The organism is Luteolibacter ambystomatis (assembly GCF_018137965.1).
Classification (GTDB): Bacteria; Verrucomicrobiota; Verrucomicrobiia; order Verrucomicrobiales; family Akkermansiaceae; genus Luteolibacter; species Luteolibacter ambystomatis.
In genome coordinates this window covers 307165-323844 of sequence record NZ_CP073100.1, presented here as the reverse complement: position 1 = coordinate 323844, position 16680 = coordinate 307165, and the positions used below count along the sequence as shown (strand labels likewise).

Here is a 16680-nt window from a genome sequence, read left to right as displayed (position 1 = left end):
GCTTCAGATTGTCGCGAACTCCCGCATGGAACCCGCCACCACAATCCCGACTTCCGCCGAAGGGGAAGTACGCCTGTGGGGCACTCCGGATCGATCCGATTGGGCTCAGGGTTTCCGGCTCAAGATGCGCTCCCGGCCCCTGTCGGTCAGGCTTCTCACTTGGCTGCCGGCAATCGCGGGCTTCGCTTTGATCTTCCACCTCGGGTTGGAAAGCCCGGAAGCCGCATTTTTGGTCGCGGTCATTCTCACGGCCATGTGGCTGCGGCGACGAAAGTTCAGAGATATGGCCTTGGATCGGATCATGTTGAAAGCCGCGCGCAGTGGCGGGTGCCCGCACTGGTGCTTCGATCCGCAGGGAGTCCAGCTCCTGAGTGGTCCCAATGAATTCTTCTACGAATGGAGCACGCTCGACAGGGTGGTGTCGGATGACGATCTGGTGGTGATGATCTCCAATCGCTACGCCTTGGAATGCATCCCAACCCGCTTTTTCAAAGGCACGGAAGATGTGGCCCGCTTGCTGGAATTCGCACGTGACGCGGGCCTGCCCGTGCTCGACTACCGGAAACCTCGATCCGCCGCACCATGAGTCCGGAACCCGCTCCCTTCCCCGATGACCAACCGGTGATCCGGGTGAGTGGCTTGCCCACTGCGGACGATTGGAAACACGCGCTCCGGCTGTATCGCAGCGGGATGAACACCTTGCGGCGGAAACTGGCGCTGCTCTACGTGTACTGTGTGGTCGGAGCGGGTCTGATCTTCTGTTGGCTGAATGATATCAGATTCGTCTGCTACCTCTTCGCCGTCCTCTACGGTTCGTTCCTGCTGGGATGGCGGATCTATTCACACATGGTGACGCGGGAATCGTTGGAGAAACGCGAACGGATCGAAGGGGAGGACTTATGGATCTTCAGTCTCGCCCGCGTACGAAAGCAAGCCGGGCCGAATCATTCCACCTTCGAGTGGCGCTATCTGGATTCCATCATTGTGGCGGATGACATGCTGGTGCTGCTCCCCACGACCCACGCCTGCTATTGCGTTCCTCTACGCCTCTTCGCCAACAAGGACGAAATGGAAACCGTTGTCCGCTGGGCGGCGGCGGCAGGTGTTCCCAGATTGGACGTCAGGAAAGGAACGCCGTAAGCGGACTGGTGGCGATGGCACGGTCCTCCGCTTCGGGCAGACCGATTTCAAAAGCCTCGCGACCGGCCTCGACGGCCTTCTTGAAAGCCATGGCCATCTTCACCGGATCATTGGCGATCGCGATGGCGGTATTCACCAGCACGGCATCGGCTCCGAGTTCCAAAGCCTCCGCCGCGTGGCTGGGAGCACCGATACCGGCATCCACCACCACCGGCACGATGGCCTGCTCGATGATGATGCGGATCTGATCGCGCGTCGCGAGGCCGCGATTGCTGCCAATCGGCGAGCCGAGCGGCATCACGGTGGCGGTGCCCGCTTCCTGCAGACGCTTCGCCAGCACCGGATCGGCATTAATGTAGGGCAGAACGGTGAAGCCTTCCTTCACCAGGATCTCAGCCGCCTTGAGAGTCTCGATCGGGTCCGGCAGCAAATAGGTGGGATCGGGATGGATCTCCAGCTTCACCCACTTCGGCAGGCCGGCGGCGGCCGCGAGGCGGGCGAGACGGACGGCTTCCTCGGCATTCATCGCGCCGCTGGTGTTCGGCAGCAGCAGGTATTTCTCCGGGTCGATGAAATCGAGGATGTTCGCATACGGATCGCTCTGGCCGCTGAGATCGGCACGGCGCAGCGCCACGGTCACGATCTCCGCACCACTGGCCACGAGGGCGTCACGCATCGATTCGTTCGAGGAGAACTTTCCGGTTCCAACGAACAAACGGGAGCGAATTTCACGACCGGCGATGACGAGTGGCTGGGACATCTGAGGCAGGGACTTTGGGAAATGCCCGCCCGGCATGCAAGCGGAGCCTCGGCGAAGAACCGCGGGAGTTTCCTCAAGTCCGCACCTTGAAAGGCCATTCCGGTGGTCATCGTAGGCTCCCGAATCCGGGTGAATCCCGGGATATTCCAAAACGCTTCACTGCCATGACCCAACCTCTCATCCTTCCAAACCGCCGGACTTTCCTTCAAACCGGAGCCTTGGCCGCCGCCGCCAGCACGCTTCCATCCTCCCTCTTCGCCCAAGTCGGCGGGAGCGATGAAATCAAGGTCGCCCTCATCGGCTGTGGTGGCCGCGGCACCGGAGCCGCCGCCCAGACCCTGACCGTGCCGGGCACGCGCCTGGTGGCCATGGCCGATGCCTTCCCTGATCGACTCGAAGGTTCTCTGGGAGAGCTCAAGAAGCAGTTCGGCGAGCGCGCCGATGTGCCAAAAGAGCGCCAGTTCACCGGCTTCGAAGCCTTCAAGCAGGCCATCGACTCCGCGGATGTCGTCCTGCTTTGCACGCCTCCCGGCTTCCGCCCGAGCCACTTCGAATACGCCATCGAAAAGGGCAAGCACGTCTTCATGGAAAAGCCCGTCGCTGTCGATGGCACCGGCATCCGCAAGATGCTTGAGGCCGCAAAGAAGGCCGATGAGAAAAAGCTCAAGGTCGTCTGCGGTCTCCAGCGCCGCTACCAGACCAGCTATCTGGAAACCTTCAAGAAAGTGCAGGAAGGAGCCATCGGTGACTTCATATCCTCCCAGGTCTATTGGACCGGAGGCGGTGTCTGGGTGAACAGCCGCCAGCCCGGCTCCACCGAGATGCAATACCAGATGCGGAACTGGTACTATTTCAACTGGCTCTGTGGAGATCACATCGCCGAGCAGCACGTCCACAACCTGGACGTGGGCAACTGGTTCAAGGGCGCCCATCCCGCCAAGTGCGTCGGCATGGGCGGCCGCTCCCAGCGCATCGGCAAGGACTACGGCGAAATCTTCGACCACTTCTACGTCGAATACACCTATCCGGACGGCACCATCATGAACTCCCAGTGCCGCCACTGGGGTGGCTGGACGAAGGTCACCGAGGAAATCTCCGGCACCAAGGGCACCGCACTTCCCGGCATGATCAAGGACCACAGCGGAAAGATTGTCTGGCGCTTCCGTGAGACGGAGAAGAATCCGTATCAAAACGAGCACGACGCGCTCTACGACCACATCCGCAACGACAAGCCGCTGAACAACGCGTTCTACACCGCCGAAAGCACCCTGACTGCCATCATGGGCCGGATGGCCGCCTACTCCGGTGAGGAAATCACCTGGGAAAAAGCTCTCAATTCCCAGCTCGATACCATGCCCAAAGTCCTCGCGTGGGATGCCGATCCGGGACCGAAGGCCGGCCCCGATGGCCTCTATCCCGCGCCGGTTCCCGGCAAGGGCAAATACGTCTGATCGCTTCCAAGTCCGTTACTTCAAAAAACGCGCGGATCCGTCCCGCGCGTTTTTTTGCGCTGGAGAACAGCATGCCGTCCGCCTCAAGTGGAAATCCTCCCGATTGGCAACGGTCGTCCGGCGGGTATATTGCCGGGAGGCCAGCCCGATCACATGGACCTGTTCTCCACCCCCAATTTCTGTCCCCTCTGCCGATCGGACAACCACTGTGGCGCCCTCCTCGGCGTGCGTTGCTGGTGCATGGATGTCACCATCCCGCCCGCGCTGATCGATCTGGTGGCGGAGGAAGACAAGCGGCGCGCCTGTATCTGCGAGGGATGCGTGGAGAACTGGCCCTCATCCCCACCTCCTCATCCTGAAGGGACGGATCATGTGGAGTAAAGGGCGAATCAATCCGAACGGCATCAAACTTCGGTGTCTTCCCTACATGAAGCATCCTTTCAGGACGCGATTCTCGCGATATGGTTGCCTGGGGTTTCACCCCAGGCTTTTATGATCCATCCCTTCAGGACGAAGAAGGCCAGGCAACGCGGCTTCAGCAATCGTTCCCTGCAAACAAAACAGCCGCAGGATCTCCTGCGGCTGATTCGCTGAAATACGATGAATGCCGTAATTATTTCGGCAGCAGGTCCTTCACCGCATCACGCTCTTCCTGGAGCTCCTTGATGGAGGCATCGATCTTCTCGCGGCTGAAGGCATCCACCGGCACTCCCTGGACCACCTCCCACTTGCCATCCTCGATGGTGCGGATCGGCATGGAGGCGATGAGACCCTTTTCGATGCCGTAGGAACCATCCGAACAAACAGCCACGGAATGCCAGTCCCCGGCCGGAGTCGGGGTGATGAGGCTCTTCACCGTATCAATGGCGGCATTCGCGGCGGATGCCGCGGAAGATGCACCACGGGCGGCGATGATGGCCGCGCCGCGCTGTTGCACGGTCTTGATGAAATCGTTCTTCAGCCACTCCACGTGGGAAATCACATCGGCCACGGGGCGGCCGTTGATCTTCGCGTTGGTGAAGTCCGGGTACTGCGTGGCGGAGTGGTTGCCCCAGATGCACAGGTTCGTGACCTTCGAGTGATGCACGCTGGCCTTCTTCGCGAGCTGGCTCTTCGCGCGGTTCTCATCGAGACGGGTCATCGCGAAGAAGCGTTCCTTCGGCACGCCGTCCGCATTGTTCATCGCGATCAGCGCGTTGGTGTTGCACGGGTTGCCCACGACGAGCACACGCACATCCTTCGCCGCATTGCGGGCGATGGCCTTGCCTTGGCCGGTGAAAATCTTGCCGTTGATACCGAGCAGGTCGCCGCGTTCCATCCCGGCCTTGCGCGGCACGGAGCCGACGAGCAGCGCCCAGTTGGTGCCGCGGAAACCTTCGTTGAGATCGGCGGTCGGCACCACCTCGCGCAACAGTGGGAACGCGCAATCATCCAGCTCCATCACCACGCCATTGAGGGCGGGCAGCGCGGGCTCGATCTCGATCAGGCGCAGGTTCACCGGCTGATCCGGGCCAAAGACCGCACCGGAAGCGATGCGGAAAAGGAGCGCGTAGCCGATCTGCCCTGCGGCGCCGGTGATGGAGACGGTAATGGGATCTTTCATGGTAAAGGTTGTTAGCCGGAGATGTCCCTAGCATCTAGACTCCGTCCCATCACGGGTCAACCTCCCGTTGGTCCGAACCACGAATGTTCCCGGATTTTCACGAATGATCCCAGGACTCGCGGATACGCGGTGCTGATTTTGGTGGCCTCTGAAATCGCCGGCAAACCTCCACGGAAAAAGGGAAGAACGTCCGGCTGGCTCGGAAACCCCCGGAAAATTTGGAGTTGCCAAGCATCCGCACCAGCCGCATCTTGTCCCCGTTGGATCGACAGGGCGGCGTGTTTCGTTTGCGAACCGCCCGAGGGGTTTCCGCCTCCTGTGTCTCGCATTGTGGCTGGACGGCAGGTTTCTGATTCCCCGGCCTGTCATATCGTCCCCCGAAGGTGCCCTCATGCACCGGGACATCCTCCCATCCTCATTTTCCCAACCCGACCCGAATTATTCATGGCCGGTCACAACAAGTGGTCCAAGGTCAAACACATCAAGGCGCGCGTGGATGTCATCCGCGGCCGGGTGTTCAGCAAGTGCGCCCATGAGATCGCACTCGCCGCACGTGCCGGTGGCGGCGATCCGTCCACCAACGCGCGCCTGCGTACCGCCATCGACAACGCCAAGGCCGTCTCGACGCCGAAGGAAAACATCGAACGCGCGATCAAAAAGGGCACGGGCGAACTCGGCGGCACCGCCATCCAGGAAGTCACCTACGAAGCGTACGGCCCGTCCGGTACCGCCTTCATCATCGAGATGGCGACGGACAACATCAACCGCACGGCCCAAGACATGCGGACGATTTTCACCAAGAACAACGGCAGCGTGGCCACTCCCGGCAGCGTTTCCTATCAGTTCAACCGCAAGGGCGAGATCCGCCTGGCCGCCGATGCCGTGGCCGCGGACCGCATCATGGATGTGGCCATCGAGGTCGGTGCGGACGATGTCCAGAGCGACGAGTCCGAGCACATTCTCTACACCGCCCCGAACGAGCTGGGCACCGTGGCCAATGCGCTGCGCATCGCCGGCCTTCCGCCGGTTTCCGAAAAGCTCGTCTCCATCGCCCAGAACCCCGCCGTGGTTTCCGATCTGGAAACCGCCAAGCAGATCCTGCGCCTCTACGACATTCTCGACGACTACGCCGATACCGTGAACGTCTTCACCAACTTCGAGGTCGCGGATGACGTCCTCGAACAACTCGGCGACTGATTTTTCCATTCCACCCGCTTCCGGATGATCCACGATTTCAACGAGGAAACCCTGCTGCCGTTCGATTCCATCGAGACGACGGGAGAAAGCCCCGCCCCGGCCCGCAAACGCGCCGCGAAAAAAACCGCCGCCAAGAAAACGGCTGTGAAAAAAACCGCCGCGAAGAAAACCGCGAAAAAGGCTGCCGCCATCAAGGACGAGGCTGTGATCGCTCCGGCGCCTGAACCACCCGCACCGGTTCCTGCGGCCATTTCCGAATCTTCCGAAACGGCTCCGGTGAAAAAGAAGGTGGCGAAAAAGGCCGCGAAGAAAGCCGCCAGGGCCGCTGCATCTGATGAAGCTCACGCCCGCGAGTCCATCTCCGGGCTGGAGCAACGGGAGTCCGCTCCCACACCGGAACCGGTCCGCGAAATATCCTCCCAGCCCGCTCCCGCCTCCAGTGGCGAAGAGCAGCCCCGCAAGTATGGCCGCGTCCCCGGTGGTGGCCCGGTGAACCAACAAAGGGAACCGCGCGAGCCCCGCGAACAGCGGGAGTTCCGTGAACCGCGCGAACCGCGTGAGCAACACGGGGATCATCCACAAAACCGCGAAGGTGGCGGTGGTGGCCCGCAGGACGGCCAGCGCGACAGCCGCAGCAAACGCCGCCGGGACAAGCGCAAGCGCCGTCGTGAACGCGACCGTGAGCGCCAGAACGATCCACGCGGAGAAGTCCAGGATACCCGGCAGGGTCAAGGCCAGCGCCATGAAAATCATGAGCGTCAGGATCAGGGCGAACGCCGCCCGCAGCAGCCGCAGTTCTCCGGCCCGAAGGTCGAGGTGAACGGCATGCTGGAGCTCGCGCCAAAGGGTTTCGGCTTCCTGCGCGTCCCGGAAAAACGCTTCGACCAGGCTCGCGACGATGTCTTTGTCCCGCCGGAAGCAGTGCGCCGCCACGGCCTGCGTGTCGGCCACTGGATCCACGGCTACGCCCAGGAAGGACCGCGCGGTCCCCAGCTGGTGGAGATCACCACCATCAACGGCCTGCCCCCGGAAGAATCCCGGAAGCTGCCGATGTTCGAGGAGCTGAAGGCGATCAATCCGAACAAGCGCATCAGCTTCGAGACCACGCCGGACCGCTTCACCACCCGCGTGGTGGACATCATGGCTCCGGTCGGCCGCGGCCAGCGCGGCCTCATCGTTTCCCCTCCCCGTTCCGGCAAGACCACCCTGCTGCTGCACATGGCGGAGGCGGTGCGTGAGAAATACGACGAAACCCTCCACCTCATGATCGTGCTGGTGGACGAGCGTCCGGAGGAAGTCACCGAATTCCGCCGCGCCCTGCCGGACGTGGAAATCTACGCCAGCTCGAACGACGATGGCGCCCGCAACCACTGCCGTATCGCCGAGCTCGCCATCGAGCGTGCGAAGCGTCTGGTGGAAGCTGGCAAGGATGTCTTTCTGCTGATGGACTCCATCACCCGCCTTGCCCGCGCCTACAACCACGGCATGCGCCAGCATGGCCGCGGCACCGGTAGCGGCGGCATCACCGTCGGCGCGCTGGAAGTTCCCCGCCGCCTTTTCGCCGCCGCCCGCAATACCCGCGGCGGTGGTTCTCTCACCATCCTCGCCACCGCGTTGATCCAAACCAACTCGAAGGCGGACGAAGCCATCTTCCAGGAGTTCAAGGGCACCGGGAACATGGAACTCGTGCTCGATCGCAAGATCGCCGAGAATTACATCTACCCCGCCGTGGACATCTTCAAGTCCGGCACCCGCCGCGAGGAGTTGCTGCTGGCGGAACACATGCTCCACAAGATCCACCTCATCCGCCGCGGCCTCTCCGGCCACCGTCCGGTCGAGGCCATGGAGCGCCTGCTGTTCTTCCTGAAGAAGTTCCCGAACAACCCGCAGATGCTGCTGGAGATCAAGGGTTGATCCTGCCGCGATACCCGCTTCCAAAATCCCCGCCGTCTTCGCATTGCGAAGGCGGCCTCCCGGGTCCATGCTGGCCGCCGTGAACGATCCCATCGAGGTGGAGGTGCTGGAAGTCGACGGCATGGCCCCACGGCCGCACGTGGACGAAGCTGCTCCAGAGCCGCAGCAGACTCATTCCTGGCAACAAGGCTGGCAGGGTCGTGTGAAGCAGCTCGACATGCGCTGGTGGCCACTGTGGGTGGTCCTCGGAGTGATCGCGCTCGGCCTGCTGCTCACCGTCGGCGTGGTGGTCGGCGTGCTTCTGCTGGTCGTGAAGATCGTCGGCGGGCTGGTCGGTTCGGTGCTGCGGCTGTTCGCAGGTCCCGTTACGGACACCCGGCTGCGCCGCTGACATGCGAACGATTGCGCAGAGCTTGCACCGATGAAATCGCTTCATCGCGGATTTCCCGACAAGTTATTCACAACGGAAATCCGAACTAATTTGCCACCATCGCCGTGGAACTCCCATGGTAGAGGCATTTCGCATTTTTCCGTCCGCCGCTATTCGTGAATCGCCATAGCTGTGAACAACTTGTGAGGAAGCGCGGGAAATCCACAAAAGAACACCCATTCAATTCAATATCAGACACTTGCAATCCAATCCCGACTCATCCACCGCCCGCAACTGGTGAACAACTGTTGGAAATAGCTGAACGGGTTTTGTTAGAGTTCTGAAATCGCGCAATTTGCGTTTTTGCACCGTTAGGCCGGCACCGGCAATTTCAAGGGAGTTGTGGAGATGTTCCCGAGTTATTCACAGCGACCGGCGAGATGGGTAATTCCGCCTCCACCGAAATCCCGATGCCTCAGAGCGTGTACCGAAGCCTTCTTCATCCCAACGGGACGAAGGGGCTTCAACCGGGGTTTCGGTACCCCCTCTCACAGGCCGTCTTCCCGGTTCTGCTCCAACTGGCGGGCGGCTTCTCTCTCCGCCTTCCGTTTGGCATAATACAAAATGGCTCCACCGGTCAGGAAGCCGGTGAGGACGATCCACCAGAACAAGGGTTTCACAAAGGCCGGGAGATCGACGTTCATCCCGAACAACCCACCGAGCGCCACCAGCGGCAGGAAAAATCCGGCAAGGAGGTTCAAGCGGAAAACAATGCGGTTGAGCTTGTCCGCGGCCAGCGATTGCTGCTCGGAGCGTTCGGCCTGCCAGAATTCCAGCGTCAGCCGGGTATCGGCATGCAGCAGCTCGGCGGCGCGCTCGATGTCCACCGCCCGGTCCCGCAAGGCGCGGATCACCCGATCATCCTGATCGACGTCCAGCACCTGGTTGAGGGATTGGACCAGATTCCGCGAGGCCCGTGCCAGCGGCCCGGCGTGACGCAGGATGCCGAAGATCTCGCTGGCGGTGTCCGCCTCATCGACCACGGCGGCATGGGCATCGATGGCGTCCGAATACCGATCGAGAAGCTGCTCGAGCGCCAACAGGCCGGGTTTGCCATCCGGTCCGATCCACTTGCCGTCCCGCCGCTTCCAGAAAAACAGCGCCTCGCGATCCGACCGGCCGACCACCGGCACCTCATGGGCGACCAGCAGCAGCTCGCCATCCCCCACCATGCAGCGCTGGTGGCCGGGCCGGTTGCTGATCTGATCCATGAGGATCGGTTCACAATCGAACTGGGTGGGCAGAAAGGTGGCTTCCGGAAGGACGGACATGGCGGCATCATGCAAGGGCGCGATGTCCTGTAAACGTTGAAGGCGGCGGCGCGTAGGTCACGTTCCCGCCCGCCAATTCCGATTTACGATCCCACCCTGTTGAAGTTAGATCCACCCCGCACATGCCGCAGCGATTCTCCGCGTTCCTGACCCTGCTCTGGTGCCTGATCCTCCTCACCCTGCCGATGCGGGTGCTGGCGGATGACGAGGAAGAGGATTCGCCCGTGCCAAAAGCCACCGTGGAACTCAACCATGGCAAGGCGGTGGTGCGCCTCTACGAGCCGGACGAAACCCCTCCGCGTGCGATCTTCATCTTCGGCTCCGGGGATGGCGGTTGGTCGCCTTGGGAAGACACCATCGCCCAATGGATCAAGGATTCCGGCGTATATGTGGTAGGCTTCGATTGCCGCGACTATGCCGCCACCGACTACGATCAGGACACGCTGGGCAAGGACATGGCGAAGCTGGCGGCCGATGCCGCGGGCCGATGCAATGGCGAGGATGTCCCGATCATCTACGGCGGATGGAGCATGGGCGCGGTGCAGGCCGTGGCCGCCGCCGCATCCAAGTATCATCCGCCCCGCCTGGCGGGCGTGATGATGCTCAGTGCGGACAGCCGCGGTCGCTATGGCCTGCGGGAGAGCGATGAACTCGGCCTCAAAAGTCCGGAAGGCCCCGGCACCTTCGGCCTCTCCGATTTCACCAATGACGTGAAGAACCTCCGCGTGGCCCAGTTCCACGGCGGCTCGGACTTCATGGCCTCAACGGCGTGGATACTCACGCTCCACTCCCCCAACACGCTCTACACCGTGCCGGGCGCAAACCACGGCTTCGATGGCCCCGACGATTCCTTCCAAGACTGGATCAACAACGGGGTGGAATGGGTGCTCGGCGATGACAGCAAGGCCGTGCCGCCTCCGCACATGGAACTGCCCTTCGGCCTCTCCCCGATGTGGCCGGCGGCCGCACTGGCGATCGCGCTGGCACTCTTCTTCATCTTCTCCAAGAAGCACTCAATCCGCATTCTGGTCGTGGCGATGGCGGTGATGGGATTGGCGGACCTTTCCGAATCCCTCTTCACCAAGCCGCCGCTGGTGATGGCCTGGATGCAGCAATGGGTGCCGCTGGGTGTCACGGAAAAGAGCCGTCTGCTGCTGCTCATCTCCGGCATCACGCTGCTGGTGCTGGCGCGGGGTCTGGGCCGCCGCAAACGCATCGCGTGGTGGTTGGGACTAGCCATGCTCGCAGTGTCCGCGGTGCTGCACCTTTCGCGCGCCTTCGACTGGCACCACGCGTTGGCAGCGGTGGTGCTGCTGGTACCGCTGATCCGCTGGCGGAAGGAATTCATCGCTCGCTCGGATGCTTCCTCGCTGCGCATGGCGCTGGGCCTTGCCGCGATCCTCGCGCTCGGATTGTTCATCTACGGTGCCTTGGGTCTGAAGCAGTTCAGCGACCGCCGCGAATTCGGCGAAGAGGTTTCCTGGGCCGATTGCGCGAAAGGTTCCGTGCAGGCCCTGTTGCTGCGCCATACGGAGTACGACCAGGACGGCAGCCGTGCGGTGCGGGCCTTCCTCCGCACCTTGCGGGGTGGCAGTTTGCTGAGTTGCTTCCTCGTGCTCGGACTGATGCTGCGCCCGGTGCTACAACGCCGCTTCCCGACTGGCACCGATGAGGAACGGAACAAGGTGGATGAACTCATCAAACGCCACGGCGGCGATCCGATGGACACCTTCGCATTGCTGGCGGACAAACGCTATTTCTTCACCAAGGATGAGGATGGCGTGGTGGCCTACGCCTTGTGGCGTAATTTCGCGGTGGCTCTGGCCGATCCGATCTGCGCGCCGGAGAAGCGCCAGGAAATCATCCACGCCTTCAACCGCTTCGCCCGCCGCCAGGACTGGGTGCCGATCTTCTACTGCGCCCACACCGCGAACCGTGCGATCTATGAGGAGGAAGGCTTCGTCACCTTCAAGGTCGGCGAGGACGCGCGCCTCAAGCCGGATGAGTTCAACCTTCAGGGAGGCAAGTTCCAGAACCTCCGCACCGCCGGCAACCGCGCGCGGAAGGAAAACATGACCTTCACCTGGTACGATGCCAAGCCCTCGCCGGACCATGGCATCGAGGCCCAGATGAAGCTGGTCTCCGACAACTGGCTGGACGCGAAACACGGCGGCGAGATGACCTTCGATCTCGGAGCCTTCGATGTGGAATCGATCCGCGGCCGCGGTGCCGGTGTCGTCCGGAATGCCGAGGGCCGCGTGGAAGCCTTCGCCACCTGGCTGCCCTACAAGCAGGGGACCGGCCGCACGCTCGACCTGATGCGCGGCACCGTCGAGGCGCGCAACGGCGGCCTGATGGACTTCCTCATTCTCGAAAGCATCAACCATTTCCGCAGCGAGGGTGTTACCGAGATCAGCCTCGGCAATGCCCCGCTCGCGGATGTGCGCACCGAGGAAGACGGCGAACCGAACCGCCAGGAAAAAGCCACCCGCTTCCTGTTCGAGAACTTCGACAAGTACTATGGCTACAAGTCGCTCTTCAGCTTCAAACGCAAGTATCACCCGGACTGGCAGGGCCGCTATCTCGCCTATCCGCCGGGCACGCCGCTGCCGATGCTGGGACTCGCCATTGCCGGAGTCCACCTGCCCGGCGGCTTCCGCGCGCTGCTGAAGAGTTGACCAAATCCGCGGCGACCCTTCGTATGGAAGCCGTCATGTCGTCTTTTGTCCGCTCCATCTGCTGTCTGGCCTCGGCCTTCACCCTCTCTGCCGTCTCTTCACCCGCCGCCCAATGGAACGGCTACGAGCAGGTGAATTTCCAGGTGGAGGGCAAGAACGCGATTCTGGTGAAACCCAAGACCCCCGCGCCGGGAAACCCGTGGATCTACCGCACCGAGTTCTTCGGCCACGAACCGCAGGGCGACATCGCCCTGCTGGCGAAAGGCTGGCATGTGGCCTATCTCCAGATCAGCGACATGTACGGCGCGCCTCCGGCAGTGAAGCTGATGGACAAATTCCACGATGAGGTGGTGAAGACCCATCACCTCAACAACCGCGTCGTCCTGGAAGGCTTCAGCCGTGGAGGCCTCTACGCAGTAAACTACGCCGCCGCTCATCCGGAAAATACCGCAGGACTCTATCTGGACGCACCGGTGATGGACATCCGCTCCTGGCCCGGCGGCAAGGGCAAGGGCCCCGGTAATGCGCAATGCTGGTCACAGGCGCTGGCCATCTATCAGCTCACCGAGGAGACCGCGAAGACCTTCAGCGGCAACCCGCTCGATCAGGCGGAAAAGCTCGCCAAGGCGAAGATCCCCGTGATCGCCGTCTGCGGGGATGCGGACAAGGTCGTCCCCTACGAGGAGAACACGAAGCTCTTCGAGGAAAAGTACAAGGCTGCTGGCGGCATCATCAAAGTGATTTTAAAGCCCGGCGTGGACCACCATCCGCATTCCCTGAAAGACCCCGCCCCCATCGTCGATTTTCTCGTCCAAAACGCGGTGTTGAAGTAACCCGTTGTTTCAGCCCCTTCCCAAAGCCCGTTTCCCGCCGTGGAAGCGGGCTTTTTCCGTTCCAAACCCGTGATTCCACCGATCTTGCGTCCGGCCCGGGATTGCGGAAATCTTCTGCCGCTCCTTCCGGGATATTCCGCTTCAGGGGCTTCCGGAAATTGCCATTGCCCAACCCCGGGCCTTACCCCATAACCCCGCCCGTACCTTACGTTTGCAGTCTAGTCTTTAGTCTTATGTCCACGAAACCGACTCTCCTGGTCCTTGCCGCAGGCATGGGCAGCCGCTACGGCGGCCTCAAACAGATGGACCCGATGGGTCCCAGCGGCGAAACCGTCCTCGACTACTCCGTTTTCGATGCCATCCGTGCCGGATTCGGCCGCGTGGTCTTCATCATCCGCGAGGATTTCGCGGAGGCCTTCAAGGAAACCGTCGGCGCACGCTTCGCCGACAAGATCGAGGTCGACTACGTCTTCCAGAAGCTCGAAGACCTCCCGGAAGGTTTCTCCGTGCCGGAGGGCCGCGTGAAGCCCTGGGGCACCGCCCACGCCGTGCGCGCCGCCCGTGATGCCGTGAAGGGCTCCTTCGCCGTCATCAATGCCGATGACTTCTACGGCCACGATGCCTATGTCCGCGCCGCCGGGTTCTTCGCCGGTCTGCCGGATGGCGACCAGGGCTCCATGGCGATGGTCGGCTATCCGCTGGAAAACACGCTGTCCGATCACGGCCACGTGAACCGGGGCATCTGCAAGACCGACGAGTCCGGCAACCTTTCCAACGTCGAGGAATACCTCAACATCGAGCGTGAAGCCGATGGCATCGTCCGCGGTGATGCGCTCGATGGCTCCCGCCGTCCGATCACCGATGGCACCCCGGTCTCGATGAACTTCTGGGCCTTCGGGCCGGCGTTCTTCGGCCAGCTGGAGGAAGCTTTCCACCGTTTCCTGCTTGAAGCCGGCACCCAGCAGAAGTCCGAGTGCTACATCCCGACCGTGGTCGATCACCTGATCCACGCCGGCTACGCGAGCTGCAAGGTGCTCAAGACCACCAGCCCGTGGTTCGGCGTCACCTATCCGGATGACAAGCCCTTCGTCGTCGAGTCCATCGCCAAGCTGATCACCGCGGGTGACTACCCGCAGAAGCTGTCCTGAGACCCGCCACCATCCGGTAAACCTCATTCAAAATCCGCCAGACATGTCCGCTCCATCCGCCGCCCACGACCTCCGTGCCGTCACCGCGCTGTTCGACATGCGTGCCGACTTCGTGCACGCCTATCCTTACGGCTCGGGACACATCAATGATACCTATTGTGCCTGGTTCGACCAAGCCGGCCAGCGCATCCGTTACATCGTGCAGCGCATCAACCACAATGTCTTCAAGCAGCCCGAGCTGCTCATGGAGAACGTGGATCGTGTGACCAAGCACGCCCTGGACCGCCTCCTTGATGAAGGCAATCCGGAAGCGCGCCGCCGCACGCTGACCTGCGTCCCGTCCCACGGCGGGAAGTCGTATGCGAAGGATCTCCAGGGCAATGTCTGGCGTGTTTATCCCTTCATCGAGCGCGCCCGCGGCTATGATGAACTGGAAACCAACGAGCAGGCCTACCAGGCTGCGCGTTCCTTCGGTGAATTCCAGAAGCTCACCGCCGACCTCGGTGGCGACCGTCTCCATGAGACGATCCCGAACTTCCACAACACTCCGAAGCGCCTCGAAGCGTTGAAGGCGGCGATCGAAGCCGATACCGCCGGCCGCGCCGCTGAAGTGCAAGCGGAGATCAACTTCGCCCTCGCCCGCGCCGCCGATTGCGCGAAGATCACCGACCTGATCGCCGCTGGAGAAATCCCGGAGCGCGTGACCCACAACGACACCAAGCTCAACAACGTCCTCCTCGACGATGTGACCGCGGAAGGCGTCTGCGTGATCGACCTCGACACCACCATGCCTGGCTCCGCCCTGTATGACTTCGGTGACATGGTCCGCACCGCCACCCCGACCACCCGCGAGGACGACACCGACCTGGACAAGCTCGACATCCGCCTCGACCGCTTCGAAGCGCTGGTGAAGGGCTACCTCAGCACGGCCCGCTCGTTCCTGAACCCCGCCGAGACCGCGCACCTCGCCTTCGCCGGAAAGCTGCTCACCCTCGAGTGCGGCATCCGCTTCCTGACCGACTATCTGCAGGGTGACGTCTACTTCAAGATCAAGCGCCCGGGCCACAACATCGACCGCTGCCGCAACCAGTTCGCGTTCGTGGCCGCGATCGAGAAAAAGCTTCCGGAAATGGAAGCCATCGTGAAGTCCTACGCGGGCTGAACCCTGCTACAAACACGATCTGATGGGAGGACCGGGATGCACTTGATTGCCTCCCGGTCTTTTCTTATCCACGCGCCGTTCCTTTTATTTTGATCCGCTTATGAAAATTCTCGTTACCGGGGGCTCCGGCTTCATTGGCTCGCACATCGTCGAGCATTACCAGGACAAGGCGGAGGAAATCCGCGTGCTCGACAATCTCCGCACCGGCTACCGCCATAATCTCGACGGCCTCAAGCACACCTTCATCGAAGGCTCCATCACCGACCGTGAGCTGGTGAAGAAGGCCGTGGAAGGCGTCGACTACATCTTCCACATGGCCGCGCTGGTCAGCGTGCCCGAATCCATGGCCAAGCCGGGCGAATGCGTGGACATCAACGTCTACGGCCTGCTCAACGTGCTGGAGGAAGCCGCCGCTGCCGGAGTGAAGAAACTCGTCTTCGCCTCCTCCGCCGCCATCTACGGGGACAACCCGACGGTGCCGAAGCTCGAAACCATGTTCCCGGAGCCGAAGAGCCCGTATGCGATCACCAAGCTCGATGGCGAATACTACCTCGGCATGTTCCAGAAGGAAGGCCGCCTCGAAACCGCCGCCGTGCGCTTCTTCAATGTCTTCGGTCCGCGCCAGGATCCGAAGGGTGCCTACGCCGCCGCCGTGCCAATCTTCATCGAGAAGGCGGTGAAGAACGAGGACATCACCGTCTTCGGCGATGGCAACCAAACCCGCGATTTCATCTACGTGAAGGACATCGTCGGCGCACTCACCTTCGCGGTGGAAACGCCCGGAGTCGTCGGCGTGTTCAATGCCGGCTACGGTGGCCAGATCACCATCAACGATCTCGCGAACAACCTCATCGCCGCCCAAGACTCCTCCTCGAAGATCCTTCACCGCGAAGAACGCCCCGGTGACGTGAAGCACTCCCGCGCCAGCGCCGACAAACTCCGCGCCGCAGGTTGGGCCCCCAAGCACACGCTGGAGGAAGGTCTTGGCGTGACGCTCGAGTTCTTCCGCAACAAGCTCTCCTGATCCTTTTCCACTTCAACGCCGCACCGGACTCCGGTGCGGCGTTCTGGTGTACATGGAACCGGCTGGACG

The 16680-nt window shown here is 62.0% G+C and carries 15 protein-coding genes; 12 read left to right on the top strand and 3 right to left on the bottom strand.

Annotated elements, in window-relative coordinates:
* The first annotated feature begins 301 nt into the window (after nt 1-301).
* Both KBB96_RS01310 and KBB96_RS01305 read left to right on the top strand, forming a co-directional pair.
* Nucleotides 302-586: a YcxB family protein gene (locus KBB96_RS01310; protein WP_211631684.1), complete on the top strand. Its 285-nt coding sequence runs from the start codon at nt 302-304 to the stop codon at nt 584-586.
* The gene (locus KBB96_RS01305; RefSeq protein WP_211631683.1) at nt 583-1140 is read left to right on the top strand and encodes a hypothetical protein; all 558 of its coding nucleotides are present in this window, start codon (nt 583-585) and stop codon (nt 1138-1140) included. The genes KBB96_RS01310 and KBB96_RS01305 overlap by 4 nt, the downstream gene beginning before the upstream one ends.
* On the opposite strand, the gene KBB96_RS01300 is transcribed toward KBB96_RS01305, so the two are convergent.
* A complete protein-coding gene (locus KBB96_RS01300) occupies nt 1121-1900 on the bottom strand; it encodes a thiazole synthase (protein WP_211631682.1) in 780 nt (259 codons plus the stop codon). The two genes, KBB96_RS01305 and KBB96_RS01300, sit on opposite strands and share 20 nt — an antisense overlap.
* A gap of 164 nt (nt 1901-2064) precedes the next feature.
* Between KBB96_RS01300 and KBB96_RS01295 the strand changes: the two genes are divergently transcribed.
* A complete protein-coding gene (locus KBB96_RS01295; RefSeq protein WP_211631681.1) occupies nt 2065-3351 on the top strand; it encodes a Gfo/Idh/MocA family oxidoreductase in 1287 nt (428 codons plus the stop codon).
* A gap of 87 nt (nt 3352-3438) precedes the next feature.
* On the top strand, nt 3439-3732 hold the full coding sequence (locus KBB96_RS01290; protein ID WP_211631680.1) for a cysteine-rich CWC family protein: 294 nt from the start codon (nt 3439-3441) through the stop codon (nt 3730-3732).
* A gap of 232 nt (nt 3733-3964) precedes the next feature.
* Here KBB96_RS01290 and KBB96_RS01285 read toward each other — a convergent pair whose 3' ends face one another.
* Nucleotides 3965-4954, bottom strand: a complete 990-nt coding sequence (locus KBB96_RS01285; protein ID WP_211631679.1) for a malate dehydrogenase — start codon at nt 4952-4954, stop codon at nt 3965-3967.
* 444 nt (nt 4955-5398) lie between these two features.
* Here KBB96_RS01285 and KBB96_RS01280 point away from each other — a divergent pair, with 444 nt between their 5' ends.
* From KBB96_RS01280 to KBB96_RS01270, 3 genes are all read left to right on the top strand, one after another.
* Nucleotides 5399-6151 carry a YebC/PmpR family DNA-binding transcriptional regulator gene (locus KBB96_RS01280; protein WP_211631678.1) on the top strand — a complete coding sequence of 251 codons (753 nt, stop codon included), beginning with the start codon at nt 5399-5401 and terminating at the stop codon, nt 6149-6151.
* 24 nt (nt 6152-6175) lie between these two features.
* Entirely contained in the window at nt 6176-8065 is a 1890-nt protein-coding gene (gene rho / locus KBB96_RS01275) for a transcription termination factor Rho (protein ID WP_211631677.1), read from the top strand.
* 79 nt (nt 8066-8144) lie between these two features.
* Complete coding sequence (locus KBB96_RS01270) at nt 8145-8456, top strand: hypothetical protein (protein ID WP_211631676.1); 312 nt, start codon at nt 8145-8147, stop codon at nt 8454-8456.
* Nucleotides 8457-8983: 527 nt separating this feature from the next.
* On the opposite strand, the gene KBB96_RS01265 is transcribed toward KBB96_RS01270, so the two are convergent.
* Nucleotides 8984-9766: a CorA family divalent cation transporter gene (locus KBB96_RS01265; protein WP_211631675.1), complete on the bottom strand. Its 783-nt coding sequence runs from the start codon at nt 9764-9766 to the stop codon at nt 8984-8986.
* A gap of 122 nt (nt 9767-9888) precedes the next feature.
* Here KBB96_RS01265 and KBB96_RS01260 point away from each other — a divergent pair, with 122 nt between their 5' ends.
* From KBB96_RS01260 to KBB96_RS01240, 5 genes are all read left to right on the top strand, one after another.
* Nucleotides 9889-12444 carry a phosphatidylglycerol lysyltransferase domain-containing protein gene (locus KBB96_RS01260; RefSeq protein ID WP_211631674.1) on the top strand — a complete coding sequence of 852 codons (2556 nt, stop codon included), beginning with the start codon at nt 9889-9891 and terminating at the stop codon, nt 12442-12444.
* Between the two features lie 35 nt (nt 12445-12479).
* Nucleotides 12480-13277: an alpha/beta hydrolase family protein gene (locus KBB96_RS01255; RefSeq protein ID WP_211631673.1), complete on the top strand. Its 798-nt coding sequence runs from the start codon at nt 12480-12482 to the stop codon at nt 13275-13277.
* A 233-nt stretch (nt 13278-13510) separates the two neighbouring features.
* Entirely contained in the window at nt 13511-14425 is a 915-nt protein-coding gene (locus KBB96_RS01250) for a nucleotidyltransferase family protein (RefSeq protein WP_211631672.1), read from the top strand.
* 43 nt (nt 14426-14468) lie between these two features.
* Nucleotides 14469-15587, top strand: a complete 1119-nt coding sequence (locus KBB96_RS01245) for a phosphotransferase enzyme family protein (protein WP_211631671.1) — start codon at nt 14469-14471, stop codon at nt 15585-15587.
* 100 nt (nt 15588-15687) lie between these two features.
* A complete protein-coding gene (locus tag KBB96_RS01240; RefSeq protein WP_211631670.1) occupies nt 15688-16611 on the top strand; it encodes an NAD-dependent epimerase/dehydratase family protein in 924 nt (307 codons plus the stop codon).
* Nucleotides 16612-16680: the final 69 nt, after the last annotated feature.